Raw genomic sequence first — 9,809 nt, forward strand, 5'->3', positions numbered from 1 at the left:
ATTCCTGGACTTTTTCCCTGAAAATTAGGTAACTGACTACCTCAAAATCGGTAAAACCCCACACCCCACACCCCACACCTCACACCCTGCCCCCACGAAAAACTTTTTGCCGCAAACCCTAGCTAAATCGGACAGCAAGCTAACTCAGCAATTTAAGCGAAAATGCTGCCATTCTCTAGGATGCCATTCCGGGTTAATCTGGGTTTCGGACGCAATTTTTCGATGACTAAATTTTAAGAGGCAGTATGGAACGCACTTTCTTAATGATTAAACCCGACGGTGTGCAGCGCAATCTGGTGGGGGAAATTATTCAACGCTTTGAAACTAAAGGTTTTACGCTGGTTGGGTTGAAAATGATGCAGGTTTCTAGCGAATTAGCGGAAAAACACTACGCTGTTCATAAGGAAAGACCCTTTTTCCGTTCTTTAGTCGATTTTATTACCTCCTCCCCCGTGGTGGCCATGGTTTGGGAAGGAGAAGGAGTAATTGCCTCCGCTAGAAAAATTATTGGCGCCACTAATCCCCTCAATGCTGAACCTGGTACGATTCGCGGTGATTTTGGCATTAGTGTCGGACGCAATCTTATCCATGGGTCCGATGGTCCAGATACCGCCAAAGATGAAGTTAGTCTCTGGTTTAGCGATGCGGAATTAGCTAATTGGACTCCCGCAATCACTCCCTGGGTGGTAGAATAAACCCCTTTGAGGCAGTCAGGAGCCGGTCGTCAGGAGACAGGAGACAGGAGATGGCTTTTATTTATTCTCTCCTCTCCCCTTTCCCCACACTCAACCCCTAATCTTGCGACTTATGACCGTAGAATCCAGCTTACAACAGTTAAAAAGAGCTTCATCGGGACGATTACCCAGCAGTTACGGGGTCTATTTTAAGAATACCCTTGTGGCTCTCTGTCATGCTCTTGAAGATCATATCTTGCAAACTAGCAGCCCAGACAGTACAAATAAACCACTGGTTTTAGTCACCTTTCAACAGGGAAAATGGTATTTACAGGAAGCTGAGCGCTATTTAGATATCGCTCGCTCTTCTCGTCATATTGCGATCGCTGCCGTGGCCGATAGTGGTTTTTCTGAGCATAAAACCGGCAGTTTAGAGAATGTTTCGCTAGTTAACTTAGATAATAGCGATAGTTTGGTGAATGAGTGGAATTTAATCATTCTTTCCCCCGATTACGCCTCCATGGTACTCTGTCATGAGTTATCCCCAGAAGAATACCGGTCCGATAGTCAACCCCAAATAGACACGGAGCGAAAATTCTACGGTTTATGGACATTCGATCGCGATTTAGTCGAAAAAGCCGCTAGGATCTTAATTGAGCGTCTGCATCCCTATAATCCCAGTCTAGCGGCCGATTTAAGCAGACAACAGCAGGAAATTAGTCAAAATATTAATCCCATTCCCACGGATTTAACCGGAGTAGTCTCTCGCATTGTCACCTATCTGCAAACCAGTCAACAGCAGTTAGTCACCGTCAGCAGACAAGCACGAGAATTAAGCGACTTAGAAGGACAAGCATCCCGTTTAAATAAAAATTTAGCCGCTAATAAACTGCAAGCTTTTCTAAGAATGGCTCAAAAGGTCGATGAAAGAGATATTGATAATCCCCTTGCTTCCCTACAGGTGGCCGCTTTAGCGGAAATGTTGGGACAATTGCTCGATTTACCCACCCTGAGATTGCGACGCTTACGATTAGCTGGTTTATTATACCGCATCGGTCTAGCGGAGGCTCCGATCGAAGTTTTTAGACAGCGTGCCAGTCAGTTAGAGGGAGCAAATGCGTTATTTTGGCGGGATAGATCGGTGTTAGGCGCACAATTACTCGCCACTATGCCCGAATTAGCCCCAATTCAACAGATTATTTACCATGAGTTTGAATACTGGGATGGTAGCGGTGTTCCCAACGGCTTAAAAGGGGAAGAAATCAGCCTAGAGTCGAGAATTTTAGGATTATCAGCCTATTTTCAGGAATTAACTCAACCGCGAGGCGACCGACTAGCTCTAGATTTAGGAGAGGCCCTAGAGCGCTGTCAAAATTATAGCGGGATTCGTTTTGATCCCGCTTTGGTAGAAAAATTAAGTTCGGTAATTCGTCTGTGCGAAATGGGATGGATGCAATTACCCGATCGCCCTAGTCAAGTCCCCGCCGTCTGGTTAGAATCAGTTTAGATTAGGGTCTGCGGCAAAAAGTTTTTCCTGGGGGTAGGGTGTGGGGTGTGGGGTGTGGGGTGTAGGGTTTTACCCATTTTCAGGGGGTCAATTACCTAATTAATTTTCAGGGAAAAAGTGCCTAAATTTCCCCCCCGATCACCCCAAGGTCTGGCACTTTTTGATGGGAAAAAAGTCTAAAATTTTTACCCAACAAGGTTTTTAGATTTATTCAGCAGACCCTAGATTAGACTCCGATTAAACTCTGCATGGCACGTCTCATATTAGCCGGTTTAAAAGCTGCCATGGCTGCGGTCGGTTCATAGCCGCAATGTACCATACAATCGGCACATTGCGGATTGCCACTGGCCCGACCATAGTTATCCCAATTGGTTTCTGCTAAAAGTTCCCGAAAGCTTTTGTAATGACCTTCGTTGAGCAGATAACAGGGTTTTTGCCATCCTAAAAGACTATAACTAGGACTACCCCAAGGAGTGCATTCATAGTCCTGTTCACCGATGAGAAAATCGAGAAAGAGAGGATTATGGTTAAAATTCCACTTTTTCTGACCTGATTTCCAGGGTGAGAGAATTTCTCGGAATAAAGCTCTGGTTTGCTCCCGTTTTAAGAAACTATCTTGATCCGGGGCCCACTCATAACTATAACCGGGGGAAATCATCATACCATCGATACCCAAAGTAGCGAGAAAATCGAAAAATTCCTGCATTTCTTGCGGTTCTGTGCCTTCAAAAACCGTGGTATTAGTAGTAACCCGAAAACCTCTCGCTTTCGCCGCTTTAATCCCTTGTACTGCCTTATCGAATACTCCCTCTCGATCCACACAGCGATCGTGATGTGCTTTGAGACCGTCCAGATGGACACTAAAGGTAAGATAGGGTGAAGGAGTAAATTTATCCAGGCTTTTTTCCAACAACAGAGCATTGGTGCAGAGATAGACAAATTTTTTTCTGTCCACTAACCCCTTGACAATTTCATCGATTTGTGGGTGTAAAAGCGGCTCGCCCCCGGGGATGGAAACCACGGGAACCCCGCATTCTTCCACCGCTGCGAAACATTCTGCTGGGGTAAGATGATTGCGGAGGATTTCCGGGGGATGTTGAATCTTACCGCAGCCAGTACAGGCTAAATTACAGCGAAATAGGGGTTCTAGCATTAAAACTAAGGGAAAACGCTTTTTTCCTGCTAGACGCTGTTTCAAGATATAGGAAGCAACCACTAAAGCTTGTTGCAGTTGGACAGCCATTTGCTCACACCAAAAGGATTCTAAGTAATTATAGACTGTTAAGTAGTTGGACAAAAGTCAAGTTAACTGTGGGGTAAGGAGTCAGTAGCCGGTCGTCAGGAGTCAGGAGTCGGTCATCAGGAAGAATTGCGGCAATTTACATTTCTTAAGATAGACAACAGAATTTATGTCCGACTACTTAACAGGGCATCAAGGCATAGGAGCCTAGAAAATGGCAAAATAAATAAAAGCTGAGGGCTTTTTTCCTGTTTACTTGATTATCACCTTGATCTAGCTTATGGCTCCAAGACTACTGACTTGAAAGTGGGAAGTGGGAAGTGGGAAGTGGGAAGTGGGAAGTGGGGAGTGGGAAGTGGGGAGAATAAATAAAAAAGTCTCCTGACTCCTGACTCCTATCTCCTGACTCCTGACTCCTATCTCCTGACTACTGACTCCTAACCTTAACGACAATTTTTGATTTTTACCAGAGGTCTATTATGAGTTCTTTAGGCGATCGCTTTAAGAAATTTGCGGGTAAAACTCGCTATGTGGTCTGTCGCTTATTTTTGCATCTCTACGGCCAAGAAATCGCACCGCTGATCGGTATTCTTAATCGTACCGGCCGGGAAGCGATCGATTCCGAAGGGGATTTAGAGGTCATGGGAGAGGGTTTAGTAGAAATTTGTCAAAATCTGCTGCCGATGAACCTCTATTGGTTTTCTGTGGCTAATGAGGGCGATATTTTTTGGAGTGAGGGGGAAGCGGGAGACTACGTTAACGAACTGTTTACCGATTCCGCGGCCAGATACCTAAGTGAATCGGTGTCTTCACAAGTGGGGGAAAACGAACCCTTAACTTTACCCGTCACCGATAACTTAGTTGTTATGATCACAATAGCATTCGAGGGTGAGAGTGCTGGTTTAGAAACTAGCCTAGCCGATCGAGAGGCCCTGGAAGATGGTTTAAAATCAATAATTAACCTCCACTACCAAGGTCGGCTGCGTGCGATTCAGGTACATTTTTCTCCTGCTCAATTGGGAGATGAATTGACCAATGAGCAACTATTACTCAATTTCCCCGAATTACTGCCTTTATAGTCTTAATTTTGCCCTTATGCTGCGCCAAGTAACGACAATCCTTTTAATTCTTACCCTTTGTTGCACAACGGTGGCCTGTGGTTCCTCATCAAATCAAACTCAGTCACCGTCAGCTAATAACAGTAGTGTAAGACAAGAATCCAATCAGGTTAGTAGCGGTCGCTACGAGGTGCAACAAGCTACCTACGATGACGGAGATGGCACTTATACCTTAATGCTGTTAAACACCCCTGGGGGGACTTCTCCCCTCTTTCGCACCACTAACCTGCAAATGGCTAGATTAAGCGATGAAGCTATCGCTAAAGGGGAAAAAACCGCGGTGGAAATCAACGGTGATCAGGCTACCCTGTACATGACCGAAGATTTTAAAATTGAGTATGTCCATAATGTCACGGAAGTGCGGAACAATCCCCAAACCGGACAACAGGAAACCGTAGTGATTCGGCAAGAATCGAGTTTTTGGAGTCCTTTTTTCGGTGCTGTTGCTGGTCAAGCTTTGGGTAGTTTGCTCTTTCGTCCTCAATACTACGTTCCTCCCCTCTATACTCCGGGGGGTGTAATGACCGGTTTTGGTGGTTACGGTTCCACCTATAATCAGGCAGTGGATCAATACCGGACTAAACATAATAGTCCACCTCCGGCGGTCAAAAATCGGCAAACTCTCCGTTCTACTGGCAATTTACGTCGTTATCCCAGTAATACTTCCTCTAGTCCCAATCGCAGCACCACAACCACCACCAAACCCAGTGGTTCTGGTTATGGTTCCAGTACCCTGAAGAATTCGGGTAAATCTGATAATGTCAAACGTTCTCCTAGTTTCGGTTCCTCTGGTTCCCGTCGTACCCCTAGTCGCAGTGGTTTCGGCAGCAGCAGACGCGGCCGACGTTAGGAGGATTTGACTGGAGTGGTGGAAGATTAATCCTGTCTTCCCCACCTCAGAGATTGGGGATGGCAGCTACTTAGGGTTTGCTGAATAAATCTAAAAACCTTGTTGGATAGGAATTTTAGACTTTTTCCCCATCAAAAAGTGCCAGACCTTGGGGTGATCGGGGGGGGGAAATTTAGGCACTTTTTCCCTGAAAATTAGGTAATTGACCAGATGAAAATCGGTAAAACCCTACACCCCACACCCCACACCCCACACCCTAACCCCACCAACAAACTTTTTCAGCAGACCCTACTTAAGAAGCAACCATTTTGCGAATTTCCGAATAGAAAACCGTCTGGCGATCGCCATTGGCTGACTGGATAATACTGGTACGCAATCTCAGATTAGGACTAGCAAACCAGATTCTTTCCTCGATACGATGGTGATTATCCTCGATGGTTAAAGTCAAAGCTTGATCGCTGCTGAGATGATATTCTCCCAGCGCTGCCGATTTACCGTCCGATTTGATTAATTTTCCTTGCCAAGAATTCCCTGAGGGTAGCCAAACTAAATAGCTAGAACCGATTTTTTTCGGTTGTCCATAGTCCACGGAATTATCCCAAGTCGCTTTCCATCCCCCTAGATTGGCCTGGGACTGACAGTTATTTTCTAAACATAATTGCACCACATCGGCAGCATCGGCAGCCAGCAAATCGATGGTGATTTCTGCTTTATTATTGGCAACTTTTTGGGCGGCTAATTGATAACTGGTACGCTGAGAAAACCATTTACCCGCACAGAGATTAATAAATTCTTGAATGTCCATGAATGGCTTTAGGCAAAAATTGTTCGCTTTGGAAGAATAGATTATTTATTCTATCCTATCCCTAGACGTGGGCCAATTTTTGCAAGGATAAACGGGCCGCTTCGCGCACTTGCGGATGTTCGTCTTTGACCAAAAATTTTAAGGCTGCGATCGTTTTTTCCGCCGGAAGATGGCCTAAAGCTTCCGCTAATCGCTGCCGGATTAACCAGTCATCGGAGTTAACAAAAGTTAAAAGCTTCTCGACGGTTTCCACTGCTTTGATTTCCCCAAGGGCAGCAATAGCGGCCTGTTGAATAACCGCTTCGTTACTATCGAGAGCCGATAATAACACCTGTTTAGCCCGAATATCGCCCAAATTGCCCAAAGCGACGGCGGCACTAAAGCGGACTAACCATTGCGTGTCTTCGTAAAAAGCCCGTTGTAGGGGTTCAAAAGCGCGAATATCTTCTAAATAACCTAAAGCCCCCGCAGCATCGGCGCGAATGCCATAATCGGCATCATTGGCTAACAAATCCACCAGAATAGGAAAGCATTCCTCGGTTTGTTTGACTCCCAAAGCAAAGACAGCCATCGATCGCACTGGCAGCATTTCATCATAAAGGACTTTTTTGATCAAGGGTACAGCTTCCTCCGGGGTCACTTCTCGCAGGGATGCCAAGGCCAGCAGACGATCTTTAGAATTGCTACTTTCTAACTGGAGGGCAATGGCTTGTGTATCAGGCTTACTCATTTTTGTCAACCACTTGTAATATTTCTTTAATTCTAACGCAATTCTTGGCAATTCAGAAACGAGAGCGGGGAAAGGATTTCTTGAGGATTTCTTAAGGATTGAGGCGAGAGTTGACTTCCTCCGGGAAACTATAATTTAAGTATGGTAATACGATAAATGCTAGGCTTTCTGATAGATTCAGGAAAAAAATATAAAGCCCCACTCCCCTTCAGGTCAGCGAGGTTGAGATTAAAAAAAACAGATAGCCTAGGGCTAATTAGCTTGTCTAGCGGCAACTGCCACACCTAGACAAGCGGGGGGTGTTATGGTGGAAAATCGAGTTTTTAATACTGGTTCTTTGACTCTAGACACGGAAAAAGAGCATATCTTTGTGTCCGTGACTCCAGACTATCAAAAAGGCCCCGGCATTCAACGGGATGGTATAACTCCTCCCAGAATGCAGGATCCTCATGCAGTGCCGGATATAATGTATAATCGACTTGGTCAAATTGCTATTCCTGGCCTAGACTCTACGACCAATGCTTACGAGCAGAGAGCGGGTACTTGGACACTTTATCAACATCTCAAAGAATTCTGCGATCAGCGAGGACAGGATTGGCTCATTATTGGCGCCCAAGGTTGTGGGGATCTAACGATGAATCCGTGGCATCTTGCCTATCTTGGCCCTAATTACTACATAAAATCCTTGCAAAATCAATTATGTGGGATGTTTCTCCCCGGAGGCTATCAAGAACCGATCAATCAGCGCATCTATCGGTGTTTGGTCAAATGGTGTGATGCTATGGCTACACACCTCGGCCATCGTTATGAATTTTTGGATTTAAGGTTTATGGCTGGAGGCGCAAATATAATACAGATTAACGATCCGCAAGTGGCTCGCAGATATAATCGTCATTTAGCAGGACTACCGGGATACGATGCTAATTTACAGAATATCGCCCCATTTTTAGAGTTTGCCCTAGGGGGAAAAACTATCATTCAACAAGGTGATGTGGTTCCCCTATTTACTGCTATCGATCGATTCCAAGATGTACGCCATATTTTTTGCCTGCCTTATCAAGTTCCATGTGCGGGGAATTTTATGGGGCAGGTTATTAATACAATTAACTTGGGGGAATATCAACTCTACGGCGATTTGAATGCCAGGCGTGCCGCTTTAAACGGACCGATTATCGTAGAAACTCAATTAATTTCTCCCGGTGGTTTTCTGAACATCAATCTGGCTAATCCTGCTGTCGCGAGGGAATTAGATGAACAGCAGTTTAAACGGGTTGATTTTTCTCCGCGTCGGGCGGGAGAATATTTTCCTTACCCCGGAGGAGATACGGTAGAGATTTACTTTCCCAAGAGCATCTATCCTTTCGGAATTTTGGGAATGTCCGGTCAAAAAATTATCTGTTTTGCTTCCTCGGGATTATCGGCAAGGATCGGCAATACCCTAGAAGGGATTACCTTAATTATGAGCGATGGATTCGGTGCGGAAGAAGCGATGGTTTTAGACGAAGGATGTGACGTTTTTCAAATGATCAATCCCATGAGTGATGATCATGCTTTCACTTATACCAACGATGAATTATTGGATAGAGTCTTAGCTTTTACCCACGATCAAATGCTTTCAGATACGGCTGCAAGCACTAGAAATCCGGTGAATGGTCCCGCATTAGGTGGAGACATGAGACAATGGCCTCTCAATCAAAATTTATTGAACCAAGTGGAAATTGATTATGGCATTAGAGCAGCTGGTCTAGATTATACAGATATCTTTCCGGTCAGGTTAAGTCGCTCGCAAATCAGAAGTATTTTGATTGTTGCTGTCCCAAAAAATCCTCAATAGGGAGATTCAACCCGGTGCGTCTCCATTTTGTAGAAATACCTAGGGTTTGAACGAACCAATTGGCGATAGCAATCTCGGCAATGTTCCGCTTGCCTTATTCGCTAAAAAGCATACAGGATAAAGGTTACAGCAATTTTAAAACCCTTCCCTTAAAAAATTAAGCGAACAATGAGTTATTACCCTTTGCCGTCCTCAGCAATACTGATGATCCCGAACAGGTGTTAAGTCAGGTGTCCCGTTCTTTAGAAACTATTTCCCAAAAACAGGTGCAAAGCAATCTCGCTGCCGCTACCAGTATTCTCGCCGGGTTAGTATTAAATCGAGAGACGATTAAAAAAATTCTTCGGAGTGACATTATGAGAGAATCCGTCATCTATCAAGATATTTTAGAGGAAGGCAGAGAGGAAGGCAAAGAGGAAGGCAAAGAGGAAAAAGCTCGACAAATTGCCCTAAAAATGCTATCTGCTGGGTTTCCTATCCCAGAAATCGCCCAATTTACTGATTTATCCCCCGACGCAATCGAGCAATTACAATCGAGAGACGATTAAAAAAATCCTTCGGAGTGACATTATGAGAGAATCCGTCATCTATCAAGATATTTTAGAGGAAGGCGAGGAAAAAGGACTAAAAAAAGGCTTGCAAGCGGGTAAAGAAGAAAAAGCTCGACAAATTGCCCTAAAAATGCTATCTGCCGGCTTTCCTATCCCAGAAATCGCCCAATTTACCGATTTATCCCCCGACGCGATCGAGGAATTACAAAGGCAGAACGCTCGCGATGTTTGATAATATTTGTAAATTTATTGCCGAAAACTTCTCCGATGATCTAGCCACTTGGTTATTGGGTTCTCCCCTCCCCTTAACCGTCCTCGACCCGACAGAATTACAATTAGACCCCATTCGTGCCGATTCTCTGATTTTTTTGCAGTCAGAGCAACTAATTCTCCATACCGAATTTCAAACCGACCCCGACTCCAAGATTCCTTTCCGAATGCTCGATTATCGCATTCGCGTCTATCGTCGTCATCCCCAAAAACCAATGCGTCAAGTGGTA

At 44.9% G+C, this 9,809-nt stretch carries 10 protein-coding genes and 2 pseudogenes; 8 read left to right on the plus strand and 4 right to left on the minus strand.

Annotated elements, in window-relative coordinates; genetic code table 11:
- Positions 1 to 245 precede the first annotated feature (245 nt).
- Positions 246 to 695, plus strand: coding sequence for a nucleoside-diphosphate kinase (gene ndk, locus PX482_RS04325; protein WP_002762029.1), 450 nt, complete (start codon positions 246 to 248; stop codon positions 693 to 695).
- Positions 696 to 807: 112 nt separating this feature from the next.
- The gene (locus PX482_RS04330; protein WP_002762031.1) at positions 808 to 2,181 is read left to right on the plus strand and encodes an HD domain-containing phosphohydrolase; all 1,374 of its coding nucleotides are present in this window, start codon (positions 808 to 810) and stop codon (positions 2,179 to 2,181) included.
- A gap of 226 nt (positions 2,182 to 2,407) precedes the next feature.
- Here the strand turns inward: PX482_RS04330 and hpnH are convergent, their stop codons facing one another.
- Together hpnH and PX482_RS04340 are read right to left on the minus strand one after the other, a co-directional pair.
- On the minus strand, positions 2,408 to 3,424 hold the full coding sequence (gene hpnH / locus PX482_RS04335) for an adenosyl-hopene transferase HpnH (protein ID WP_002762032.1): 1,017 nt from the start codon (positions 3,422 to 3,424) through the stop codon (positions 2,408 to 2,410).
- 270 nt (positions 3,425 to 3,694) lie between these two features.
- Positions 3,695 to 3,874, minus strand: a complete 180-nt coding sequence (locus tag PX482_RS04340; protein WP_288093738.1) for a hypothetical protein — start codon at positions 3,872 to 3,874, stop codon at positions 3,695 to 3,697.
- Between the two features lie 26 nt (positions 3,875 to 3,900).
- Between PX482_RS04340 and PX482_RS04345 the strand changes: the two genes are divergently transcribed.
- Together PX482_RS04345 and PX482_RS04350 are read left to right on the plus strand one after the other, a co-directional pair.
- The gene (locus PX482_RS04345) at positions 3,901 to 4,500 is read left to right on the plus strand and encodes a DUF1517 domain-containing protein (protein WP_288093736.1); all 600 of its coding nucleotides are present in this window, start codon (positions 3,901 to 3,903) and stop codon (positions 4,498 to 4,500) included.
- Positions 4,457 to 5,389, plus strand: coding sequence for a hypothetical protein (locus PX482_RS04350; protein ID WP_002762034.1), 933 nt, complete (start codon positions 4,457 to 4,459; stop codon positions 5,387 to 5,389). Before PX482_RS04345 ends, PX482_RS04350 begins: the two co-directional genes overlap by 44 nt.
- Before the next feature lie 292 nt (positions 5,390 to 5,681).
- Here the strand turns inward: PX482_RS04350 and PX482_RS04355 are convergent, their stop codons facing one another.
- Both PX482_RS04355 and PX482_RS04360 read right to left on the minus strand, forming a co-directional pair.
- Positions 5,682 to 6,194 carry a phycobiliprotein lyase gene (locus tag PX482_RS04355; protein WP_002762035.1) on the minus strand — a complete coding sequence of 171 codons (513 nt, stop codon included), beginning with the start codon at positions 6,192 to 6,194 and terminating at the stop codon, positions 5,682 to 5,684.
- A 61-nt stretch (positions 6,195 to 6,255) separates the two neighbouring features.
- Positions 6,256 to 6,924: a HEAT repeat domain-containing protein gene (locus PX482_RS04360; protein ID WP_002762036.1), complete on the minus strand. Its 669-nt coding sequence runs from the start codon at positions 6,922 to 6,924 to the stop codon at positions 6,256 to 6,258.
- A gap of 304 nt (positions 6,925 to 7,228) precedes the next feature.
- Here PX482_RS04360 and PX482_RS04365 point away from each other — a divergent pair, with 304 nt between their 5' ends.
- The 4 genes and pseudogenes from PX482_RS04365 to PX482_RS04380 all read left to right on the plus strand — a co-directional run.
- Positions 7,229 to 8,758 carry a hypothetical protein gene (locus PX482_RS04365; protein ID WP_288025322.1) on the plus strand — a complete coding sequence of 510 codons (1,530 nt, stop codon included), beginning with the start codon at positions 7,229 to 7,231 and terminating at the stop codon, positions 8,756 to 8,758.
- Between the two features lie 173 nt (positions 8,759 to 8,931).
- Positions 8,932 to 9,306, plus strand: a pseudogene (locus PX482_RS04370) (Rpn family recombination-promoting nuclease/putative transposase); the annotation flags it as partial.
- Between the two features lie 22 nt (positions 9,307 to 9,328).
- Positions 9,329 to 9,541: an Rpn/YhgA-type helix-turn-helix domain-containing protein gene (locus tag PX482_RS04375; RefSeq protein ID WP_002762040.1), complete on the plus strand. Its 213-nt coding sequence runs from the start codon at positions 9,329 to 9,331 to the stop codon at positions 9,539 to 9,541.
- Positions 9,534 to 9,809 (plus strand): annotated as a pseudogene (locus PX482_RS04380) (hypothetical protein); the annotation flags it as partial. The gene PX482_RS04375 and the pseudogene PX482_RS04380, both read left to right, overlap by 8 nt.

It is taken from the genome of Microcystis sp. M53602_WE12 (assembly GCF_030065455.1).
Taxonomy (GTDB): Bacteria; Cyanobacteriota; Cyanobacteriia; order Cyanobacteriales; family Microcystaceae; genus Microcystis; species Microcystis aeruginosa.

What these genes read in the sequence shown, in the direction of transcription:
- ndk (WP_002762029.1), top strand. Translation starts at nt 246, where the DNA reads ATGGAACGCACTTTCTTAATGATTAAACCCGACGGTGTGCAGCGCAAT.
- PX482_RS04330 (WP_002762031.1), top strand. Translation starts at nt 808, where the DNA reads ATGACCGTAGAATCCAGCTTACAACAGTTAAAAAGAGCTTCATCGGGA.
- hpnH (WP_002762032.1), bottom strand. Translation starts at nt 3,424, where the DNA reads ATGGCTGTCCAACTGCAACAAGCTTTAGTGGTTGCTTCCTATATCTTG.
- PX482_RS04345 (WP_288093736.1), top strand. Translation starts at nt 3,901, where the DNA reads ATGAGTTCTTTAGGCGATCGCTTTAAGAAATTTGCGGGTAAAACTCGC.
- PX482_RS04350 (WP_002762034.1), top strand. Translation starts at nt 4,457, where the DNA reads ATGAGCAACTATTACTCAATTTCCCCGAATTACTGCCTTTATAGTCTT.
- PX482_RS04355 (WP_002762035.1), bottom strand. Translation starts at nt 6,194, where the DNA reads ATGGACATTCAAGAATTTATTAATCTCTGTGCGGGTAAATGGTTTTCT.
- PX482_RS04360 (WP_002762036.1), bottom strand. Translation starts at nt 6,924, where the DNA reads ATGAGTAAGCCTGATACACAAGCCATTGCCCTCCAGTTAGAAAGTAGC.
- PX482_RS04365 (WP_288025322.1), top strand. Translation starts at nt 7,229, where the DNA reads ATGGTGGAAAATCGAGTTTTTAATACTGGTTCTTTGACTCTAGACACG.
- PX482_RS04375 (WP_002762040.1), top strand. Translation starts at nt 9,329, where the DNA reads ATGAGAGAATCCGTCATCTATCAAGATATTTTAGAGGAAGGCGAGGAA.